16 protein-coding genes are annotated in these 21,969 nt (G+C 39.9%); 8 read left to right on the top strand and 8 right to left on the bottom strand.

The annotated features are described in order from the left end of the window. Positions 1 to 86: 86 nt before the first annotated feature. From ACKTS5_RS06665 to ACKTS5_RS06650, 4 genes are read left to right on the top strand one after another with little or no spacing between them, the layout of a single operon-like run. Positions 87 to 4,943, top strand: coding sequence for a DNA repair ATPase (locus ACKTS5_RS06665; protein WP_408043073.1), 4,857 nt, complete (start codon positions 87 to 89; stop codon positions 4,941 to 4,943). Next, positions 4,940 to 5,461, top strand: coding sequence for a TPM domain-containing protein (locus ACKTS5_RS06660; RefSeq protein WP_408043072.1), 522 nt, complete (start codon positions 4,940 to 4,942; stop codon positions 5,459 to 5,461). Before ACKTS5_RS06665 ends, ACKTS5_RS06660 begins: the two co-directional genes overlap by 4 nt. A gap of 40 nt (positions 5,462 to 5,501) precedes the next feature. Next, the gene (locus ACKTS5_RS06655; RefSeq protein ID WP_408043071.1) at positions 5,502 to 6,014 is read left to right on the top strand and encodes an endonuclease V; all 513 of its coding nucleotides are present in this window, start codon (positions 5,502 to 5,504) and stop codon (positions 6,012 to 6,014) included. After that, complete coding sequence (locus ACKTS5_RS06650; RefSeq protein ID WP_408043070.1) at positions 6,011 to 6,967, top strand: MBL fold metallo-hydrolase; 957 nt, start codon at positions 6,011 to 6,013, stop codon at positions 6,965 to 6,967. The genes ACKTS5_RS06655 and ACKTS5_RS06650 overlap by 4 nt, the downstream gene beginning before the upstream one ends. Before the next feature lie 35 nt (positions 6,968 to 7,002). Here ACKTS5_RS06650 and ACKTS5_RS06645 read toward each other — a convergent pair whose 3' ends face one another. The 6 genes from ACKTS5_RS06645 to ACKTS5_RS06620 form a co-directional block, all read right to left on the bottom strand. Then, complete coding sequence (locus ACKTS5_RS06645; RefSeq protein WP_408043069.1) at positions 7,003 to 10,251, bottom strand: M36 family metallopeptidase; 3,249 nt, start codon at positions 10,249 to 10,251, stop codon at positions 7,003 to 7,005. 175 nt (positions 10,252 to 10,426) lie between these two features. Beyond that, positions 10,427 to 10,849, bottom strand: a complete 423-nt coding sequence (locus tag ACKTS5_RS06640; protein WP_408043068.1) for a secondary thiamine-phosphate synthase enzyme YjbQ — start codon at positions 10,847 to 10,849, stop codon at positions 10,427 to 10,429. An 83-nt stretch (positions 10,850 to 10,932) separates the two neighbouring features. After that, positions 10,933 to 11,469, bottom strand: coding sequence for a DUF4252 domain-containing protein (locus ACKTS5_RS06635; RefSeq protein ID WP_408043067.1), 537 nt, complete (start codon positions 11,467 to 11,469; stop codon positions 10,933 to 10,935). 50 nt (positions 11,470 to 11,519) lie between these two features. Further along, positions 11,520 to 12,014, bottom strand: a complete 495-nt coding sequence (locus ACKTS5_RS06630) for a DUF4252 domain-containing protein (protein WP_408043066.1) — start codon at positions 12,012 to 12,014, stop codon at positions 11,520 to 11,522. 51 nt (positions 12,015 to 12,065) lie between these two features. Then, on the bottom strand, positions 12,066 to 12,545 hold the full coding sequence (locus tag ACKTS5_RS06625) for a hypothetical protein (RefSeq protein ID WP_408043065.1): 480 nt from the start codon (positions 12,543 to 12,545) through the stop codon (positions 12,066 to 12,068). Further along, on the bottom strand, positions 12,532 to 13,041 hold the full coding sequence (locus ACKTS5_RS06620; RefSeq protein ID WP_408043064.1) for an RNA polymerase sigma factor: 510 nt from the start codon (positions 13,039 to 13,041) through the stop codon (positions 12,532 to 12,534). Before ACKTS5_RS06620 ends, ACKTS5_RS06625 begins: the two co-directional genes overlap by 14 nt. 153 nt (positions 13,042 to 13,194) lie before the next feature. On the opposite strand from ACKTS5_RS06620, the gene ACKTS5_RS06615 reads away from it, so the two are divergent. Further along, positions 13,195 to 14,604 (top strand): S41 family peptidase, encoded by a 1,410-nt coding sequence (locus ACKTS5_RS06615; RefSeq protein ID WP_408043063.1) that lies wholly within the window; start codon positions 13,195 to 13,197, stop codon positions 14,602 to 14,604. Positions 14,605 to 14,654: 50 nt separating this feature from the next. Here the strand turns inward: ACKTS5_RS06615 and ACKTS5_RS06610 are convergent, their stop codons facing one another. Further along, positions 14,655 to 15,551: a DUF72 domain-containing protein gene (locus ACKTS5_RS06610; RefSeq protein ID WP_408043062.1), complete on the bottom strand. Its 897-nt coding sequence runs from the start codon at positions 15,549 to 15,551 to the stop codon at positions 14,655 to 14,657. After that, a complete protein-coding gene (locus ACKTS5_RS06605; RefSeq protein WP_408043061.1) occupies positions 15,551 to 16,474 on the bottom strand; it encodes a patatin-like phospholipase family protein in 924 nt (307 codons plus the stop codon). The genes ACKTS5_RS06610 and ACKTS5_RS06605 overlap by 1 nt, the downstream gene beginning before the upstream one ends. 38 nt (positions 16,475 to 16,512) lie before the next feature. On the opposite strand from ACKTS5_RS06605, the gene ACKTS5_RS06600 reads away from it, so the two are divergent. The 3 genes from ACKTS5_RS06600 (at position 16,513) to ACKTS5_RS06590 (ending at position 21,953) form a co-directional block, all read left to right on the top strand. Next, a complete protein-coding gene (locus ACKTS5_RS06600; protein WP_408043060.1) occupies positions 16,513 to 17,559 on the top strand; it encodes a WD40/YVTN/BNR-like repeat-containing protein in 1,047 nt (348 codons plus the stop codon). Between the two features lie 130 nt (positions 17,560 to 17,689). Next, positions 17,690 to 20,635: an amidohydrolase family protein gene (locus ACKTS5_RS06595; protein WP_408043059.1), complete on the top strand. Its 2,946-nt coding sequence runs from the start codon at positions 17,690 to 17,692 to the stop codon at positions 20,633 to 20,635. A 4-nt stretch (positions 20,636 to 20,639) separates the two neighbouring features. Further along, the gene (locus ACKTS5_RS06590) at positions 20,640 to 21,953 is read left to right on the top strand and encodes an amidohydrolase family protein (protein ID WP_408043058.1); all 1,314 of its coding nucleotides are present in this window, start codon (positions 20,640 to 20,642) and stop codon (positions 21,951 to 21,953) included. Positions 21,954 to 21,969: the final 16 nt, after the last annotated feature.

The raw sequence follows: 21,969 nt of genomic DNA, 5'->3' as shown, positions 1-21,969 counted from the left end.
TCTGAGAACACAATTCATATCAACCAGCCACGCAGTACTAAGCTACGAACTGCTGTTGATACAAACTACCTCACTTGTTAAATTATATGGAAAATCAAGAAAATTCTCAACAACTCGATGGAGGTACCTATGAGATTATTCAAGGTAGACTACAAAAACAAAAACTAGACTTACAAGATCGTTTACAGCAATTAAACGATGCTCGTAAACACGTTTTTGGAACCATAGAAACAAAATTAATTGCTAACGATAGAATCAACACCGAAAACAATTGTATTGCCAGAGATATCGTTTCAATCGGGAATACTTCTATTTTTGGATACAATGTGCATTTTGGACTCCGTACCGACATCACCTTATCGGATGTATTTAGTGTGTATGAGTTCAAAGAACAGCGCTTTCAATTGCAAGACTTATCGCTGTTACAAGATCCTATTTTTTTAGACGACTTTACCAATCTGTACAAGTACTACAGAAATACAATATTTTCAAAATTCGCTATCCTTGGAAACTACCTATACATGATTTTCCAACTGAGCGAAAACAAAACAGACATCAAAGCTTTTAAATGGTTGATCAAAGACGATACACTCTTGTATGTAGACAACCGAAGCGAACATGAATACAAATTTCCTACCCAGCACGAGTTTAAGTGGCAGGAAGTGAACAGAGACATGCACCGTTACGGGGAACATTCACATATATCGATCTTAGATAAGGTTTTTGTCGAAACTATCGGTGGCGACCTAACCATTAAAATTGAAGACAATACTGATGAAGGGCAAGGGATACTTTCCGAGCCCGTTCTCCACGTAGACCAAACCTTGGACGACGGTCAATTTCGCTTCGCAGATCTCGGGAATCTCATCCCACTTGAAGTAAAACCATTCCAGGAAGAAGCTCGTTACTTTGTGTACAATCACAAATTGCGTGAAGTACAAAAAATTGACAGCATAAAGGATACCGCTGTTCAACTTCCAGACGACCACGGACTCATATTTCCAAACGGTTACTATTTACAAACAGGAGAATACAAACTTTTTGAAAACGATGCCAAAGAGGTTAAGTTCCAAGAAAAAATTATATCTCCTAATGGTGAAGACTACTTGTATGTCTTTTATGCCAGCATTCGCGGTTTGTACATTTTAATGTCGTATAACATTATTGAACAAGCTGTTAAAACTCCCATTATATGTAACGGATTTACCGTGCTGGAAAATGGAGAACTCTGCTATTTTAAAACGGAAAATGAGCAAACCAAACACCACGTAGTGCAAATTTGGCAAACGCCTTATCTAAAAGGCGATTTTATGCCTTCGCAGCACGAGGATAGCTTACTGTATAAAATTGGTAACAAAGACATCGTGAAAGCCATGGCCGAATGCCACGCCTTGATTACCTTACTTAACAAGGAAGACAACTATAACGGCTTGTACGACGATTTGGTGAAAATGTCAAAAGACATCAACGATACCTATTATTGGTTACCGGAAAAAGACACTTTCGAACTCAACCTTCCCATACAACAGATCAACGAGGCCGCCAATGCAGCCATCGAGGAATTTGAAAAGGTAGTCGCCTTAAAAAAACAAGCCGCTGCTGCCACCACTGCTATTGACGAAAACTCAGAAGCACTCTTCGGAAAAATCAAGAGTACCTCGTTTAAGAGCATTGACGATTTTGTCGTTTTGTTAAGTCAACTGCGCACGCTTCGCGGGGAAGTAATCAGTTTAGCAGACATCCGTTACATCGATAAAAACCATTTGGCTGCGCTAGAAACCAAGGTCAATGAGCAAAACCTTCTTATCTCTAAGCGCTGCGTTCAGTTTTTATTAGACGACAAAGCGCTGAGTCCCTATCACGAACGCGTGAGTGCCAAAGAAGCTGACTTAGAAGCCATCAAGAAAGCAATAGACGCCAAGGCTTTGGAACTTGAAGTCAATCAAATTACCGCTGATTTAGAACTCCTGATAGAGATCGTTTCGAATTTAGCTATTGAAGACACATCGCAATCGACCAAGATAATCGACAATATCTCATTGATATTTGCCAATTTAAACCAGCTAAAAGCGGCTATAAAGAATAAAATTAGCTCCCTAGGTAGTACGGAAGCACAGGCCGATTTTACAGCTCAGTTAAAACTGATCGATCAGAGTATTATCAACTATATCGACATGGCGGATACCCCTGAAAAATGCGATGAGTTTTTAACCAAAACGGCCATTCAATTAGAGGAGTTAGAGGGAAAATTTGCTGATTTCGAAGAATTCATTACGTTGGTTATTGAAAAGCGCGAGGAAATTCACAACGCTTTTGACAGCAGAAAGAGCAATCTCTTAGAGAAACGCAACAAAAAAACGGTAGCACTGCAAACAGCTACGGAGCGTATTTTAAAAGGTGTTCGAAAAAAATCATTGAGTTTTGATTCTATTCAAGACATCAACGGGTACTTTGCCGCTGATTTAATGATCAATAAAGTACGTGATATCGTTGAACAGCTCAAAGAACTCGACGATATCGGGAAAGCCGAAGCCATAGAAACACAACTGAAAGTTGCGAAAGAAGACGCCTTAAGAAAATTAAAAGACAAACAAGAACTCTACGAAGATGGTGAGAATATCATCAAACTCGGTCAGCATAAATTCGGGGTTAACCGACAGGCACTAGACCTTACCATCGTTTATAAAAACGAGCAACTATACTACCACCTCATCGGTACGGATTACTTTGAGGAAATCGAAAACGAAACGATGTACACCTCACAGAAATACTGGAATCAAGAATTGGTTTCAGAAAATGACACCGTGTACCGCGCCGCCTATTTGGCCTATCAAATTTTCAAATCCACTGATGCTGACGCACTTCTTAACAGCAATGAAGAAAACCTTCTCGCTGTGGTTCAGAAAAAGAGCGCCAACCTCTATTCAGAAGGCTATGTAAAAGGTGTTCACGATCGAGATGCCGCAACGATATTGTATGTATTGGTCCACAAACACCACGAATTAGGACTACTTAAGTATCAACCTGCCATCCGAGCATATGCCCAATACTTTTGGCATGGACTGGCACCTGAATTACAAGAAGAGCTCAACGCTGGTATTAAAAATGCCGGGGATGTACTAAAAGTTTTTCCTAAGAGCACTAGCTTCGATTTCAGCATCCAACAATTGACAAAAAACGTACTTGCCTTCGCTGAGAGCAGTCGCCTTTTTGATCCTGAGCTAAGTAGAGACATCGCGTTGTATTTGTTTCAAGAACTCAAAGACAACAATACCTTTAAAATAAGTTCCGATGCAGTTCATTTGAAAGAAAGTTTTGTCAAAACCTTGAAAAGCCAACAGGCTGAGCATCACTTAAAATCGGGCTTGGAAAAAACAGAACAGTACGTTGCTAAGCTTCAACTCGCCATCCAATGGGTACAATCGTATCTTGAAAACATGGATGTGTCTCTCGATTACTTGCACGAAATTGTGTGTTTAATAGTATTTCAGCAAGCCTCTAATTCGGATGTACTCGCAGTACACCCGTATAGCGAAGTTGGGAACCTCAAAGGTACACATGCCAGTATTAAAGACGGAACATGGCATTTTAACTACCATCAGTTTGTAGAAGTCATGGAACAGTTCCAACGAGTCGAAGTTCCTAGATTCCAACAATATCGATCGGAAAAACACCAACTGATTGAAGATCGTAAAGAGGAGCTTAAATTAACAGAATTCAAGCCAAGGGTATTGTCTTCATTTGTTAGAAATAAACTCATCGATCAGGTGTATTTTCCACTTATCGGTGACAACCTAGCCAAACAATTAGGTACCGTAGGCGACAGCAAGCGAACAGACCGTATGGGAATGTTGTTACTCATCTCCCCTCCTGGATACGGTAAAACAACCCTCATGGAATACGTAGCTAACCGTCTTGGGCTCATATTTATGAAAATTAACGGACCAGCCATCGGTCATGAAGTAACCTCTGTTGATCCCATGTCAGCAAACAATTCAGCGGCTCGAGAAGAGCTTAAAAAGCTAAATTTAGCCTTTGAAATGGGTGACAATGTAATGCTTTACTTAGACGATATACAACACTGTAACCCTGAGTTTCTGCAAAAGTTCATTTCACTTTCTGACGGAACCAGAAAAATTGAAGGTGTTCACAATGGCAAATCAAAAACCTATGACCTCAGAGGTAAAAAATTCTGTGTCATTATGGCTGGAAACCCATATACTGAAAGCGGTGATAAATTTCAAATCCCCGACATGTTAGCCAACCGTGCTGACATATACAATCTAGGGGATATTATTGGTGATACGGAACATTTGTTCAAATTGAGTTTGATAGAAAACTCACTGACTTCTAACCCCGTATTACACCAGTTGAGCAGCAAGTATTTTGAGGATGTTTACGCCCTTATCGATAAAGTTGAAAACAACCAAAAGGAAGTAACTCTCAAAGGAAATCATACCAAACAGGAAATTCAAGATTACACCTCAGTACTCGAAAAGGTCATCGCCGTACGAACTGCCATTATGCAAGTAAATCAAGCGTATATACAATCAGCAGCTATGGAAGACGATTACCGTACAGAGCCTTCATTCAAACTACAAGGTTCTTATCGTGATATGAATAAATTGGTGGCTAAAATCGTTCCCATTATGAATTCGCAAGAACTGGACAGGTTGTTACTTTCTCATTACGAAAGTGAATCGCAAACCTTGACCTCTGCTGCGGAAGCCAACTTACTGAAGTACAAGGAACTTCGCAAACAGTTATCGGAAGAGGATCAAGAACGATGGACAAACATTAAGCAAATATTCACTAAGAACAATAAACTAAAAGGTTTGGGTTCTAAGAATGAAATGGCGCAAATACTTCAACAGATGATGACGTTTGCGGATAACTTAGAGGGTATTAAAGCTGTTTTACAACAAGGATTACAAGATAAATGAAAAATAAACTCTTAATATGTATAGTGTTATTAATGGGAACGCTGAGCTGTCAGAATCTCATTAATAACACGAATAAAAGTGACCACCCCGAGGCCAAAATCTCCGTAACTTTTCCAAGTCCACAAGGTTGGGTCAACGATTACGAAAGACTACTCACTCCAATGGAACGTGCTGTACTCAGTGATAAAATTGATCGCTACTATCAAAAAACATCCAGAGCTATTGCCGTGGTTTCGATTGCGAATATCGATCCATATACCACCCCGAAATCCTATACCCTGGCACTGACAACCCACTGGGGTGTTGGAAATAAAATACAAAATAACAGCCTTTGCCTGTTCCTTTCGAAAAACTTAGATACAACCGTCATTGCTACTGGAAAGGAAACCCAAAAAAGCATTACGGATAGTATAGCACAACAAATTATAAGCACCAAAATGCTCCCTCATTTTAAATATGGACACTACGCTAAAGGACTTAACAATGCCATAGATGCCCTCGTGAAGGTTTGGGAGTAAAAACGCGCCTTACTGCGTTGACATCGCAAAAATTTTCGCTATGATTTTAGCATTTGATACTTTTTACAAAGAACATACAGCAACTACAGTTGCAATCGCTTTTGACCATTGGCAAGCCGAAACACCCCTGAATGTATATGAAGAAACCTTAAATGGTGTAGACGAGTACATTCCGGGACAATTTTACAAAAGAGAACTTCCTTGCATACTAAGCCTACTTCAACAAATTGATTACGCTAATTGTGAAGCTATCATTGTCGATGGTTATGTACAACTCGACGATACTGGTAGCAAAGGATTGGGCGCACACCTCTACGACGCTCTCAATGGTAAAATACCCGTTATCGGTGTTGCTAAAAACAAATTTTCTGGTATTCAAACCTTGCAAGAAGCAGTTTTCAGAGGCAGCAGTAACAAAGCCCTTCATATAACAAGTATGGGAATTGACTTGGCTCGTGCTGCCAATCATATCCGGGAAATGCACGGAAACTTTCGTTTTCCAACCTTACTAAAGCTCGTCGATGCACTTGGAAGAAAAACTACGACGTTATGATTTACAGTGAAATTAAAAATTTAGTAGACGAAGACATTGCTATTTTGGTATCCTTTGATAACCATCCGTATCAGTATCTTTGCGAATGTGGCCAGGCAAGTAAACTGAGCGTTAAGGAAATCCAACAGTGTAAGGCCATCTTTATCAGCCATACACATATCGATCATTTTATCAACTTTGACTCCGTACTACGACATCAAATAGGAACGCAAAACCACGTCGTTATAGCCGGACCTCCTGAACTCGCCAAACAAGTACAGGCCAAATTAAAAGCCTATACTTGGAATTTGGTCAGCGCTGATGCCATCCATTACGAAGTACGGGAAGTTCACGAAAACCATCGGATTAAAAGATACCGACTCCTCCCTCCTTTTTGGGAACTGGAAGCACTTTCCGAAGAAATAGGGACGCCACTCTACGAAACGGATAAATTTGAGGTTGCTGCCGTTTTATTAGATCATAAAACTCCATCCATGGCCTATAAATTCAAAGAAAAAGACAGTGTACAAATACACTTAGAGAAATCTGAATTTCGCGGTGGCCCTTGGATAAAAACGCTTAAAGAAGCCTTTGTTGCCAATCTTCCTAACACTCCAATTCAAGTCAACGGTCGCAGCTATAAAGCCTTTGAACTGTACAACTTATTAACCATTAAGGAAGGTATGAGCTTAGGGGTTATTATGGACCATGCTTCCAGTGCAGCGAATCACCGTAAAATAGCAGAAATTTTTACTGGAACTACCAAAGTCTATATCGAATCTTTTTACCTCGAACAAGATCGCGATTTGGCAGAAAAAAATTACCACAGTTACACCAAGGCCTCTGCCAGTATTATGAATACTTGTGGTATACATACTGCAATTCCCGTTCACTTTTCAAGAAAGTACAACGCTACTGAAATAACCGCTCTAAAAAACGAATTTCAACAGTATTTACAACAAAAAACCCCTTGATAACTCAAGGGGTTCCGTTTAAATAAATTATACATTTATTTTTCAATCACAAAGCGTTTATTCGTTTTCGTTTTCTCGTTGGAAATACTTAAAATGTACACGCCAACTTCTAACGAATTCGTTTGTATTTGTCGTCCAGACAATTTCCCTGATTCTAGTACTTGCCCGAGTAAATTGCTAATGCTATACGTGGCATTTTCCAAACTGCGAGCAGGTCCTTGCAAGCGAATTACATTCCCTTTCCTTACAGGGTTTGGTGCAATCGCTATGCTCGTAAACGCACCTTCATCTTCATCTCCGAGTATGTCGTTACGAGTTCCCAAATCACTCAGCACCACACCTGATACGGCACAACTTCCTTCGTAAATTTTCACATTACTAAAGGTTGAGTTATTCCCTGAGCCAGCATCATTATCATTGATGAATACTAAGCGATCCATTGCTCCTGTGTACGAACTACCTACCGGAATAACGTATTTTTTAGTACCTCCTGCATAATTGTCATAATTGGTAATTCCATAATTTTGTGTCCCGTGAACTTTAAAATAACGGGTTGACGTCAACGAGTTGTCATTTTCAAACCCGACAGCGTGAATTTCACCTTCCGAAGTACTGCTAAACTCAAACTCTATAACGGTATTTGCTGTTACGTTGTAATTCATGGTTATATACTTCCAGGTGTTATTTGTCAAAACCAAGGAAGCGCCTCCGCTACCAATACTAAAGTTTCCACTAGCATCTTGATTGGAAAATGGAGAAATCGTATAATCGTTGAAGTTTAAAGCCGTACATCCACCAGGAGTACCTCCTCCGTCGCCGTTTGATATTCCTACCGCATCGATGGCAATATCACTTTGCCAACCGCTATTCCCCGATCCGGTAAGTACATTAAATCGGAGCTGTACGCTTGCCTGACCAGCGAACGAAGTTAAATCGACCGTAGCTGTTTGCCAACTATTCCCTTGATCACCAGATTTTGAAAATACCGACGTCCAAGTTCCTGTATTGTCCTTGCGAGCTTCTACGGTTAACGAAGCAATAGCACTTCCGTACATGTGATATTTAAATGCCAGTGACGGTTTGGTCAAAGAGCTAAAATTCAAACAAGGAGAATTTAAAATTGCGCGCTTGTTAGGATATCCAGTTCCGTTTCCTGAGGCTTCTACATAGAGGTAATACGATCCATCAGCTGCCGCTGAAGGCCCTGTAGCATTAGAAGGAGTACCTCCTGATTGACGAGTAAAGTTAAGATCATCACCTGTAGTTGCATCTTTCCAAAGTCCTAAGTTGGTTTCAAAACTTTCACTGTAGGGAAATGAAGCGACATCACCACTACAATTTCCTGGCGTTGGATTTCCACCATCACAAGGATTGACATAAGAAACTGTTTGATCATTGTTCGAGTTGGTACCTCCGTTATTATTCTCTACGGCACCCTGACCTACACCTCTACCAGCAAAAGCCTTCCAAATTAAACACTTGTACTTACCGTTGTACAAATCTTGATCGGCTTGCAAAATTCCGTCTCTACCAGAAACAAAACCTGGATTACTCGCTGTATTTTTCAAACCTTCAATCACAAGGGCCATCGCAATATTATTTCCTCCGGTACCTGTGTAGAAATTAGGATCGAATCCTTCTTGGTCAATAATCAACCACGTCATATCCCAAAGTATACTCGCAAAGCTATACCCAACACCATGGGGCACTGCCAATCCACTAATATCGGCGTAGTCTGTTCCGTTAATTGACTTGTCCGTAGAGTACACCGTAGGACGAATACCTACTCCGTTTAATCCTTGACCTAACACATAGGTTCCTACTCCTCTTTTATCCGTTCCTTTGTCACCCGCTTTCATGGTAAGCATTAGCCCAAACCAGTCAGACCAACCTTCTCCCATTTGCTCGTAACCACCCAATACGTTGGCATTTCTTCCTCCCACCAAACGAATAGAGATTCCGTGTCCATATTCATGCGCAATAATCATATTATCAAAAGAACCGTCTCTACCAGGGCTTGTTCTGTTCCATAAATACATTTGCATTCTCGGGTTTCCACCGTCTGTTGGAGTTGCAAAATTGGCGTTATTCGTTCCTCTACCATCTTGCGAATCAGCATTTACTGAATCACCTCCGGTACCTCCTTTTCCGTAATTATTCTCTTGAAAGTTACCCGAAGCTTCATCAAATCCGTACTGATAATACACGTCGTGCATGATGTTATTCCAATAAAATAAATTGGTTGTAGAGGCATCTCTGTAGGTACTAGGTGCCTGACTCAAGTTAACAGGATAGTTGAAATCCAAACTACTTCCTGCATCTGGTGAGTCACCGGTACCGTTATTTCCATTTGCATCTTCCTGAGCCCAAACGTTATTTCCTCTTGTAATGGTAAATTCGGCCCCAGCAGCACCATTCGTATCGTGCCAACCATAAGGAGAGGCTGTCGTATTGGCCGGATTGCTAACCACACTTCTTCCGCCATCATCTGGATTAATTAATGGCATAGCGTAAACGTTGTATGAGTCTGGTGCCAAAAAACTATTCGTTTTAGCATAAGGAGTAGCACTAGCCACTCCCAGGCTGTTGTGCTTGTGCTGGGTATCAGCAGCCGTATGACTGTGAGGGGTGTCACCAAAATTACATTTAATCACCCAATTGTCTTCTTCAAGTACGGCTCCACTGGTGGCGTCTACATAGCTATTCCACCAATTTTCTCCACCTTGTTCGTATAAGTTCACATTCCAACACAAACGCAATTTTCCCTCTCGTACCAAATACACTTTTTTAACGGTAATTGGTTCGTTATCTTGTGTTATACCAGAATTCTCAAATACGATAATAGGATCCCCTCCTTTTTGAGCTGTTGACCGCTGTAATCGGGTTGGAGTAGCTAATTGATGTTCGCGAACCAAAGCTCTTACCGCGGCTTCCTCGTTAATAGTGGCCCTATTTACATCACGTGCTTTGTCTTCGAGATTGTCAAAAAATTGATTTTTCGCGTAATTTACTTTTCCATTTAAAATTGACATATTATACGTAGCATTGACAATGGGGATTCCTTTGTAATACTGTCCTAAATAATAATGTACCAATCCTTTCCGCAAAGAAGAAGCCGTACTGGTAATCTTCCACTCTGCATAATCCAAAGAGGCATTTTTGCCTTTTTTTTGTAGTGTGTTAAAATGTTGTTGGATACTACCTAAGTCATTAGGATTTTGGGTTTGCGCAAAAGGTGTTTGCCATAGTAAAACTACTATGAAAAACAAATAATGTTTTTTCATTTTATTGATTTTGAAGGGTTTAGTGAATCTAAATTACTAAAAATCATTCGCTCAAAACCAACATATTGCAAAATGTTAAGTTTTTAACTAATCCAGTCAAATACCATAAAAAAAACACAATTTAGATTAATTAAAAACAAAAATCATCTTTTACAACTTATTTATTTTCAGTATTTTATATACCAAAAACTGTCAAGACAAGTTTTCTTTTTCCACCAAAATTTCGATGCTCACCCAAGTAAATTCCTTGCCAAGTACCTAAATTTAGCCGCCCTTGAGTTACGGGTATTTGCACTTGACTCCCCATGAGCGAGCTTTTAATATGTGCAGGCATGTCATCAGGACCTTCATACGTGTGTTTATAATACGGTTGCTCCTCTGGAACCATTTTATTGATATGGGATTCAAAATCTTCACGCACTGTAGGATCGGCATTTTCGTTAATGGTCAAACTTGCGGAGGTATGTTTGATAAACACTTGAAGTATTCCTTGCTTAATCGTCTTTAGTTCTTCAAAGTTTGAAAGGATGTCATGAGTAATCAAATGATAGCCTCTTTTAAAAGGCCCAACGGTCATCTCTTTTTGGTGTATATGCATACCCCAAAAGTAGCTAAAATTTGGTGATACAAAAAAAGAGGTTCCCGGAGGAACCTCATAAAAACTGATCTATTATAAATGGACTATTTATTATTTAAAACAGCCTGTAGTTGTTTAAAATCTACGCCATCTACATCTACTTTTGCCTTTTTCATCATGTCCATAATTTTTGCTGGATTCATGTTCTTCCCTAGAATTCTAGCAACTCCAACTCCAAATTCTTTTCCGTAACCAAAGGCAATAATTTCATTAATAGCCTTTGCCTCACCTGTGTAATAAATACTTGCACTTACACCGTCTTTTTTCATATTCATCAGTCTTTTGTACTTCGACTTCTTTAAGATTTTTAACAGTTGAGCTTTCTCTGCTTCGTAGGTAGCTTCGTCGGTATTGGCATACGGCAAACCAGTAATGTTAATTTTACGAATACTCTCATAGGCGGCCTTTTCTTCATCAGTGGCATTTGCCGTGTTTAATTCGACCACGCTTGCCGGAATATCTAGCGTTATAAATCCTTGTTTATCCTGACTCTTTACGAGGTATGACTGTAAAGAATCGTCGTTACAAGAAACACTGATTAAGGATATACAAAGGGCTGCTAAGAAATATATTTTTTTCATTGGAATTGATTTTATCGGTTACTAATAAGATTGAGGGGTCAGGAATCTCGTTATTCTTTATCTGAATACTTCTCTGCTATTTTCGACAGTTTATTCACGTCAATTTCTCCTGTTAGGGTCACAATAATTGACTCTGACTTATCGCCTTTATTCTTGTTTCTTACAAACATCAATACTTCGCTTACTAAATCTTTGTTTTTGGTTGTTTTAACGTAGATTCTCACTTTTGAATCTTTGTCTTTAACACGCATTAACTGCGTCAACTTCGCATTTTTGATGGCTGTGTTCACCATAGCCTCCATTTTGGCTGCGATCTTGGCATCTTCAGTTGAAAAAACCTTCAATTCATTGAGGCCTTTAGCGGTATTAAAAATTTCCATATCCTCTGATTTGGCGTCCGGAAACTGTCTGATCAACTCAAAGGCGTCCTTGGTAATCACTACAGAAGAAACTTCGTCTAAGGATTCTAATTTATCAAATGTCGATTGTGCAAAACTTGCGGTGGCTGACAATATAAGTGCGAGTACAAATACTATTTTTTTCATGGTAATCTAATTTTAATCTACTTGGTTTTACTTGGTTTTGATTGATTTTAACTAATAGTTTACGGTTTTAATTGCTTTGTTAACGGTTTCCTTATAGGTATTCAAATGACTTAAAGCAGCTTTCCCTTTGTTTAAATTTGTTGAAACGGCATACAACGCCTCGTTTCCTTTGTTTAGATTAGATGAAACTAATTTTAAAGCCTCTTTTACTTGGGCAAATTGTTTCGCTCGTAATTGCTGCTGATAGGTTTGATAGCCTATATAAGAAGTACTTAACAACAAGACTGCCGACGCTGCCACTGATAACCAATTCCAGTTCTTCTTGGATGATTGCTCAGGTGTTAACTGTATGGTTTTAGTGTAGGTCTCGTCTTTACTTTGCTTAAAAAAGGTAAACATCGCGCTGTACTCCTGTAAATGAGGTGCTACGTCATCCGAGCAAAAGTAATCTTGAAGTACTTGCTCTTCCTGTAAGGTCGTCTCAGCATCGAGGTATTTCTCTAATAAGCGTTCTATGTTAGCTAACTCCATAGTTATGTTGTTTTATTAATTCTTGTCTTATTGTTTTACGCGCTCTCGATAGCGCTACTCTTACGGCGGTCGGTTTCATATCCACCACCTTACATATTTCATCAAAGTCGTATTGCTCGATATCTCTTAATTGAATGATTACACGTTGTTGTTCTGGTAATCGTTCGATGAGTTTGTGAACGTGACTTATCGCATCATTATTTTCTACTTTTTTCTCTAACGAGGTATCTTTTTCTTTGTAATTGCTGTGTACCAAGGTCAAGTTTCCTGCTTGTTTCGATTTCAATCGATCAAAACAGTAATTTTTTGTCATGGTCATCGCAAAGGCTTCCACATTTTTATACTCCGTCAGTTTCCCTTTGTTCTTCCACAACTTTAAAAACAACTCTTGTGTAGCATCCTCCGCTTCTTCTGTTGAAACGAGCAGTCTTTTTGCTAAACGAAAGACCTTGTCTTTAAAGGGTAAAACAACTTTTAAAAAATCCGACTGTTTCATTGTTAGTTAATTGATTAGGTATCCCTGATTTGCTTTTAATTTGTCAGGTTTACATCTCTACGACGACTCATAAAATGCTTTGTTACACGAATTCTAAAAAAAAATAATAATATTCGCTAAATTGCGTTGAATTATATAGCTAATAGTTACAGTATGAGAACCACAAAAGTATTATTATTCTTTATAATCGCCTTTGTTTTTACGGCCTGCAGTAAAAAAGACGAGACTCCTGAAAATATTCAAGTCCAAAATTTCGTTTGGAAAGGCCTGAATGCCTATTATTTGTGGCAGGGGAATATTTCTGATCTATCAGACAGACGATTTTCGTCGGAACAGCAATTGTACAACTACCTCAACGGCTATAGTGATCCTAAAAATTTATTTGAAAGCCTATTGTACCAGCGTGGTACTGTAGACAAATGGTCGTGGATTGTTGATGATTATATCGCTTTAGAACAAGCGCTTCAAGGAACTTCACAAACTACCGGTATGGAATTTGGTATCGCTCCTTACAGAAGCCAACCCAATAATGTTTACGGCTATGTGCGTTACGTGGTTCCCGGTACAGATGCAGCGACCAAAGGAGTAACAAGAGGAATGCTTTTTACAGAAGTTAATGGAACGCAATTAACACGACAAAATTACAGAAACTTATTGTTTTCCGATGCAACGAGTTATACCATAGGGCTCGCCGATTACAATACAGGAAATCCGGTGAGAAATGCAAATTCTTTGAGCCTCAACAAAGGAAATACCACTGAAAACCCAGTACACGTAGCGAAAACCCTCGATGTTTCTGGTAGAAAAATTGGCTACCTGATGTACAATGGCTTCACTTCTAATTTCGATGCACAACTGAATACTGCCTTCGGTCAGTTTAAAGCAGATAACGTTACCGACTTAATTGTAGATTTACGTTACAATGGCGGTGGTGCTGTAAGTACTGCAACTCGTTTAGGAAGTATGATAACCGGGCAATTTAACGGAGAAATATTTGCGCAACAAATGTGGAATTCAAAAATTATGAGCGCGACCACTACAGAATCGTTAGTGAATAGATTTGTGAATACACTTAGTAACGGAACGGCAATTAATAGCTTAAACCTTACACGTGTTTATTTTATCACTACTGGTGACTCTGCTTCGGCATCTGAACTCGTGATGAACAGTTTAGCGCCCTATATTACAGTGCGATCAGTAGGAAACCGAACGCACGGAAAATACGCAGGTTCCATCACCATGTACGACTCTCCAACATTCACGTCAAAATCGGGTATCAATCCCAATCACAACTGGGCTATGCAACCCATAGTTCTTGAAATAGTGAATAAAGAAGGAAAAAATGACAAAGACGGTATAGACCCTACCGTAGACCTTGATGAAGATTTTGGTAATTTAGGAGTGTTAGGAGACCCTAATGAACCGCTGCTAAAACGAACCATCGAGTTAATTACCACCGGGAGAAAGAGCAACAGACCTCGCAGCGCATTTAGCGTACACCCCATCAGCAATTCAAAAGCAAACAGTCCGACATTTAACAATATGTACGTAGATACAGAATAATAAAAAAAGCCAGCACCGAGATGCTGGCTTTTTTTATATAGTTCATATTGCTAAAACAAACTTAATTGCTGTTGCTCAGTTTCTTTAGGAATCGTCAATTGTAGGTGTAGCACTTGGTTGAGCTTTTCTATAAAGTGATTTGCCAACATCGGCACTTCCTCCTCCACATTTTGATGTATAAAAAAATCTAACTTCTCAAGCCCAGCATCACTCCATGCTAGGATTCGCTGTACCCAGGCATCTAAACGATCATAGTCAGATGGATGGTTAGCGCCTACAAAGCGAATAAAAGCCTCTTTATTCGTCAATTCCATGTGTAACATATCTCTTCTACCTGCCGTATCTACCAAAATATTTCCTATTCCAAAATTACGGAAGTGTGACCGATACCCCGTTTTTTCTCCTTCGTCTGTATACCACCGTTCATTTCTAAGTTCTACTGCTAAGGGGATACCCTGAGGCCATCCCGTAATAAATTGCGCTAGATGAACGTAATCATCTGGTGAAAAACTAGGGTGTAATTGCAAAAATACAGTCCCTAATCTATCTCCTAACCCTCCAATGGCATCTAGGAAAACATTCACCTCATCCGAAACCTTACTCAATTGTTTCCAATGACTTATTTCTTGTGTTAACTTTGGAAAAAAAAGAAACCCTTCTGGTGTTTTTTCCCTCCAAATTTCAAATTGCTCTCTGGGATACTGTTTGTAAAATGTCGCGTTCAATTCCACTGAATTAAACCGCTTGCTATAGTATCGCAACTCGTCTTTCGTTCCTCTCGGATAAAACCCTTTTAACTCGTTCCTATTCCACTGAGCACAGCCAACAGCTACGCGCAGCTCTTGTTGCCGAGGCGATATCATGCCTAAACTTTGTGCAGTGCCCTTTGCCGTTTCGGGCAAACTAAAATCGACTAAATCTGGTCTTGCTACCTTTCCAAACTTCATTATTTATCTACCAATTCTGTTCTGTAATCATTCATCGTCGCATCGTCCTTAAAGCGAGCGTGTTCAAAGCCATGCTTCCACCAGCTTTTCATTTTTACTTTGTCAAAAACCAATGAATTGGTAGTTAACACTGTAGGCGTATAGTATAGGTTGAGTTGCACATCGTTGTGTTTCGCCGACAATTTCCCGATGGTCACATTGTGCTTTTCTACGTGCTCCAGCATAAAACCAAAAACATCGAGCATTAACGAAAATGGGTTTTTAGCCGGCAATCTGTTAATTTGTGTGACTTCTGTTTCTAAAATAATGGCATCAATTTCCTTAGCCCCACGAAGAATAGCTTCACGTATCGGTACCAAACAGCCAAAACCTCCATCAGCATACTGACAATAATCTTTTTCCAATAAACTCATAAAGGGAACGTAATTACAAGAACCCCAGATCCAATCACAGAAATCGTCATAACTGCAATCTAAAATTGATTTGTACTCTATTTTATTTCTGGTCAAATTGGATACCGTTACCACTACCTCTTTCGCTTCTTCGCGAATCTCATGGTACATAGCTTCCGTGATGTTCTTTTTAATCAACTTTCGCAAGTTTTTACTCTCTCCAAAAGTTTTGCGTCCGTTTAAGAAGTTCCAAAGCGTGTTTCTATGTCGTATGGAAACAACTTTTTCTCCGTGTACCGTTTTTATTTTAAACGGGCTGTTGCTAAAAATTGACTGTTGTGTAACATTGGTATACAACTGCTTCAGCGCTTCCACGCGTCCGAGCGCCAAATGAGAAACCATTAGACTTCCCGTAGAAGTCCCTAAGAACATATCGTAAGATTTCCCTTTTTCTTTCATCAGATACTCGGCAACACCACCCGCAAATGCTCCTTTGCTTCCTCCTCCTGAAATTACCAATGCTTTTTTCATTGAATTTAACTATTTTAGTTTCGTAAAAATATCAAAAAATGAATCGATTCCTAGCTATTTTTTTAGTCGTTATTTTCCTAGTATCCTGTCAAAAAAACAAGAAATCTTCTAAGGTTCCTACGGTGATTATTGAACAGGCCGACAGCACGCAATCTAGTATACGCGCCATTCACGCCGTGGATAGTAAAACAGTGTATTACGCAGACTCTAAGGGCTACATCGGGAAGACGACAGATGGTGGTAAAACATGGCAACGCCAACAAATCCGATACAACGATAGTATCAATCCTCACTTTCGAAGTATCGCTGTTGTCGATCATAAAGTTTTCGCACTCTCCGTTGCTAACCCTGCGTTGCTTTACAAAGTAGAAAATGACAGTGTACAACTGGTTTACAAGGAAGAACACCCCAAGGTGTTTTACGATGCTATGAAGTTTTTTAGTAATGGTAAAGACGGTATCGCGGTAGGAGACCCTACAACTACCTGCCCTTCATTACTAATAACCCACGACGGAGGAGTAACATGGTCGAAAACCCCATGCGAAGCATTGCCTACCTTTGAAGAAGGTGAAGCTTTTTTCGCGGCTAGCAATACAAATATTAAGATTGTAGGCGATACCGTTTGGATTGCTTCAGGAGGAAAAAAAGCGCGCGTATTACGATCGATAGATCGCGGTAACACATGGTCAATAATGACCACTCCTATTATTCAAGGTAACGGACCGCAAGGTATTTATAGCATCGATTTTTACGATGCTCTCCACGGTTGCATTATCGGGGGAGATTACAGCAAGCCTGACGCGAATACTGCAAATAAGGCCATAACTGATGATGGCGGACAAACCTGGAAACTCGTCGCAGATAAGCAAAATCCCAATTATAAAAGTTGCGTACAGTACCTTCCAGGAAGTGATGGATTGGAATTAATCGCTATCGGTAAAACAGGAATCTCCTATTCAAATGACGGGGGTGCTCATTGGAAGTCAATCAGCAACGAAGCGTTTTATACACTTCAATTTGTTTCGAAAACTACTGCTTGGGTAGCCGGAGCCAACCGAATAGCACGCATACAATTGAGCTTTTAACCTATACAAGGCTTGTAAAGCACTGCTTAGCACTAGAATATGCTCTTAAAATATTCTTAATTTTTTGTTAAACAAAAGACTCAAATTTTAAGAATTCGATATTTTTAAATTCTAATTCAACTATATCATAATGAAGAGACTATTCATAGTGCTACTCTTTTTGTGTTATTCTCAGCTTTCTGCGCAAGAATACTTTCCTACAAACACAGGGGTAAAAACTACAAAACACACACTCATTGCATTTAAAAATGCAAAAATCTACGTAAACCCAACCCAAATAATTGATCGAGGAACGCTACTCATTAAAGACGGCAAAGTAGTTGCCGTTGGCAAATCAGTAAACATTCCGAAGCAGGCCAAAATTGTCGATGCTACCAACACCAGTATCTACCCTTCTTTTATTGATGCCTACAGTACTTTTGGAATAAAAACTCCTAAAAGAAAATCGGGAGGCAGCAGACGTCCTCAGTACGACGCATCTAGAAAAGGATATTATTGGAACGACCATATCCGACCTGAAACGCAAAGTTTTAAAAGCTTTCACTTCGATACTAAAAAGGCTAAAGAACTATTAGCATCAGGATTTGGAGTAGTCAATAGCCATAGTAACGACGGTATTATGCAAGGAACGGGAATACTCGTTGCGCTCAACCCAAAATCGACAGATGCCTATCGCATATTAGACAATAAATCGGGTAATTTTTTATCCTTTTCTAAAAGTAAATTGTCACGCCAATCCTATCCTACGTCGAGAATGGGAGCTATGGCTTTAATACGACAGGCCTATCTCGATGCTGCTTGGTATAAAGAGGGGCACGCGAAAAATACCGATCTGTCGTTAGCCGCAATTAACAAACAACGCGATTTACCACAAATTTTCCGTGCAGGCGATGCTTTGAACGATTTGCGCGCCGATAAATTAGGTGATGAATTTAACATACAATATACATTGGTAGGTGGTGGTGACGAATACGAACGCATTGAAGCTATCAAACAAACCAATGCGAAATTTATCATTCCCATCAATTTCCGTAAACCTTACGATGTAAGCAATATGGAGCTTACCAAGCACATATCCTTACACGATATGCGCCGTTGGAACCAAGAGCCTAGTAATCCAATGGTCTTGGCTACTCATAAAGTCCCTTTCGCTTTGACTACTTATCAACTTAAATCTACCAAAGAATTTTTGCCGAATTTGCGCAAAGCCATCACCTACGGACTAGATAAAACAACGGCACTACAAGCACTTACAACGGTTCCGGCTAGCATTTTAAAGAATTCGCGTATCGGAAATTTAGCTCCGGGAAGTTTTGCTAACTTTTTAATCACCTCAGGTGATGCCTTCGATGCTAAAACTACCTATTACGAACATTGGATACAGGGTGAACAAACTATTTTAAACGATAGAAATATCACTGACCTCGCCGGAAATTACAAGCTAACTGCGAATGGAACTACCTATGAACTCAGTATCAAAGGCACTCCAGGAAAACAAAAAGCAAGCCTAAAAAAAGAGGGTAAAAAAGTTACTAGCAAATTTAGTTTTACGAATAACTGGATACAATTAAGCTTTAATGATGCTGGTAAAATCACTCGCCTTGAAGCCTATACAGACGGTACTGGTACGATATCAGGAAATGGAACCAATGCCAACGGTACCGCAATTTCTTGGACGGCTACAAAGGAAGCTACAAGCGAAAAAACTGCGGTAAAAACACCTGCCGTAACTAAAGCTCCCGAAATTTTACCGGTGAGTTATCCAAATATTGGACTAGGGCATCGTCAGAAAGTGCGCCAAGAAACCATTTTAATCAAAAATGCGACAATCTGGACTTCTGAAAACCAAGCTGTCTTAACGAATACGGACCTTTTAATTAAAAAAGGAAAAATCGCAAAAATTGGTAAAAACTTAAAAGCTAAAAATGCACGAGTTATCGATGCTACCGGAAAATATGTCACTGCTGGAATCATCGATGAGCATTCGCATATTGCAACTTCGGCGGTCAATGAGGCCGGACAAAACTCTTCGGCGGAGGTAACCATAGAAGATGTGGTAAACCCCAATGATGTGAATATTTACAGAAATATTGCCGGTGGAGTCACTTCGATACAAATTTTACACGGGTCTGCAAATCCAATCGGTGGACAATCAGCTATCATCAAACTAAAATGGGGTGAAAATGCTGAGGACTTAATATACACAAACAGTCCGAAGTTTATCAAGTTCGCCTTGGGTGAAAATGTCAAACAGTCGAACTGGGGAGATCAAAATACCATTCGATTCCCTCAAACGCGAATGGGAGTTGAACAAGTCTATATCGATTATTTTCAACGCGCCAAAGAATACGCTGCTCTTAAAAAGAGTGGAAAACCATATCGCAAGGATATCGAACTTGAAACCTTAGCCGAAATCATCAATAAAAAACGCTTTATTTCTTGTCACTCTTATGTACAGTCAGAAATCAATATGCTGATGAAAGTTGCTGAACAGTTCAATTTCAACATCAACACTTTCACCCATATTCTGGAAGGTTACAAAGTAGCCGATAAAATGAAAAAGCACGGTGTTGGTGGTTCTACCTTCTCTGATTGGTGGGCCTATAAATACGAGGTGAACGATGCTATTCCTTACAACGCTGCCATTATGCATCGTCAAGGGATTACCGTAGCCATTAATTCAGACGATGCTGAAATGTCGAGACGCCTTAATCAAGAAGCTGCAAAAACCATGAAATACGGTAATTTAACAGAGCAAGAAGCGTGGAGTACGGTTACGATTAACCCTGCCAAATTACTGCATTTAGACAACCGCACAGGAAGTATAAAAGTAGGGAAAGACGCGGATATCGTCGTTTGGAGTGGCAATCCACTATCCGTGTACACCAAGGCAGAAAACACCATTATAGACGGTGCTGTATACTTTGATATACAAGATGATTTGGCCAAGCGAAACGCCATTAAGCAAGAGCGCAACAAGCTCATCACGATGATGCTTTCTGCCAAAATTAAAGGAGCAAAAACTCAAGCTCCGGTAAAAAAGACTAAAAAATTATTCCACTGTGATACCGAATAACATCATGACGAAAAAATTTATAAAAACTATCGTAGGATCCCTATTGGCAACCGGACTTTTGTTGACAGACGCTGTTGCTCAGCAGACTCCTGCTCCAAAACAAACTCGAGCCATTAGTATCGAGGGAGCCACGGCTCACCTCGGAAATGGGCAAGTGATCGAAAACTCTTTGATCATGTTTGACAAAGGAAAGATTACCTTCGTCGGAAGTGCCAATGCCAGAATTGCCCGTCAAGGAGAAATCATCAAAGCAACTGGGAAACACGTATATCCTGGATTTATTGCCGCCAATACTTCTTTAGGACTAGCAGAAATCGATGCCGTAAGAGCAACAAGAGATTTCGACGAAGTGGGAACCATGCTTCCGCATATACGCAGTATTATCGCCTACAATACAGAAAGTAGAGTTGTTGAAACTATGCGTCCGAATGGAGTGTTCATCGCTCAGGTAACTCCGAGAGGAGGACGAATTTCCGGAACCTCGTCTGTAGTACAGTTAGATGCTTGGAACTGGGAAGATGCTTCAGTAAAATTAGACGATGCCATCCATATCAACTGGCCTTCAATTTTTACTAGAGGTCGTTGGTGGTTAGGAGAAGTTAGTGACTTAAAACCAAACAAGCAATACCCTGTGGCTGTAAACCAACTCAAAGACTTTTTTCAACGTGCGAAACTGTATTTGCAAGGTGATAGAACCGCTGTTAACCTGCCTTATGAAGCCTTGGAGCAAGTATTCAAAGGGCGCAAAAAAGTTTTTGTTCATGTCAACGGTAAGAAGAGCATCAGTGATGCCATACATTTCTTTAAAAAACTAGGTATCAACTCTGTAGTCATTGTTGGTGGACACGAGGCAGAACAGGTGGCAAGTTTATTGAGTACCAACAACATTCCGGTAGTTTTAAAGCGCGCACATAGATTACCGACGAAAGAGGATGAAGATTACGATTTACCCTTTCGTTCAGCCAAAATTTTAACAGATGCCGGTATTTTAGTAGGTGTTGGAATGAGTGGAGATATGGAGCGTATGAGTACGCGTAACCTACCGTTCTACGCAGGAACCTATGGAGCTTACGGACTCGGTAAAGAAAAGGCTGTTCAACTGATTACAGGCAACAATGCCAAGATTCTAGGAATCGATAAACAGATGGGAACCTTAGAGGTAGGTAAAGATGCTACCTTGTTTATATCAGAAGGAGACGCATTAGACATGCGTACCAACATCCTAACGAAAGCTTATATTCAAGGACGAGCGTTGAGCTTAGACACTCACCAAACGAAACTGTGGAAACGCTATTCCAACAAATACAAAAATCAATAAAAACCAAAAAAGCTCC

The sequence above is a fragment of the Tenacibaculum litopenaei genome (genome assembly GCF_964514025.1).
GTDB classification, from domain to species: Bacteria; Bacteroidota; Bacteroidia; order Flavobacteriales; family Flavobacteriaceae; genus Polaribacter; species Polaribacter litopenaei.
The sequence above is the reverse complement of the archived record's forward strand: the minus strand, read 5'-3'. Positions and strand labels throughout refer to the sequence as shown.

Coding starts and splice junctions, on each gene's coding strand:
- ACKTS5_RS06665 (WP_408043073.1), top strand. CDS start 87: ATGGAAAATCAAGAAAATTCTCAACAACTCGATGGAGGTACCTATGAG.
- ACKTS5_RS06660 (WP_408043072.1), top strand. CDS start 4,940: ATGAAAAATAAACTCTTAATATGTATAGTGTTATTAATGGGAACGCTG.
- ACKTS5_RS06655 (WP_408043071.1), top strand. CDS start 5,502: ATGATTTTAGCATTTGATACTTTTTACAAAGAACATACAGCAACTACA.
- ACKTS5_RS06650 (WP_408043070.1), top strand. CDS start 6,011: ATGATTTACAGTGAAATTAAAAATTTAGTAGACGAAGACATTGCTATT.
- ACKTS5_RS06645 (WP_408043069.1), bottom strand. CDS start 10,251: ATGAAAAAACATTATTTGTTTTTCATAGTAGTTTTACTATGGCAAACA.
- ACKTS5_RS06640 (WP_408043068.1), bottom strand. CDS start 10,849: ATGCATATACACCAAAAAGAGATGACCGTTGGGCCTTTTAAAAGAGGC.
- ACKTS5_RS06635 (WP_408043067.1), bottom strand. CDS start 11,469: ATGAAAAAAATATATTTCTTAGCAGCCCTTTGTATATCCTTAATCAGT.
- ACKTS5_RS06630 (WP_408043066.1), bottom strand. CDS start 12,014: ATGAAAAAAATAGTATTTGTACTCGCACTTATATTGTCAGCCACCGCA.
- ACKTS5_RS06625 (WP_408043065.1), bottom strand. CDS start 12,545: ATGGAGTTAGCTAACATAGAACGCTTATTAGAGAAATACCTCGATGCT.
- ACKTS5_RS06620 (WP_408043064.1), bottom strand. CDS start 13,041: ATGAAACAGTCGGATTTTTTAAAAGTTGTTTTACCCTTTAAAGACAAG.
- ACKTS5_RS06615 (WP_408043063.1), top strand. CDS start 13,195: ATGAGAACCACAAAAGTATTATTATTCTTTATAATCGCCTTTGTTTTT.
- ACKTS5_RS06610 (WP_408043062.1), bottom strand. CDS start 15,551: ATGAAGTTTGGAAAGGTAGCAAGACCAGATTTAGTCGATTTTAGTTTG.
- ACKTS5_RS06605 (WP_408043061.1), bottom strand. CDS start 16,474: ATGAAAAAAGCATTGGTAATTTCAGGAGGAGGAAGCAAAGGAGCATTT.
- ACKTS5_RS06600 (WP_408043060.1), top strand. CDS start 16,513: ATGAATCGATTCCTAGCTATTTTTTTAGTCGTTATTTTCCTAGTATCC.
- ACKTS5_RS06595 (WP_408043059.1), top strand. CDS start 17,690: ATGAAGAGACTATTCATAGTGCTACTCTTTTTGTGTTATTCTCAGCTT.
- ACKTS5_RS06590 (WP_408043058.1), top strand. CDS start 20,640: ATGACGAAAAAATTTATAAAAACTATCGTAGGATCCCTATTGGCAACC.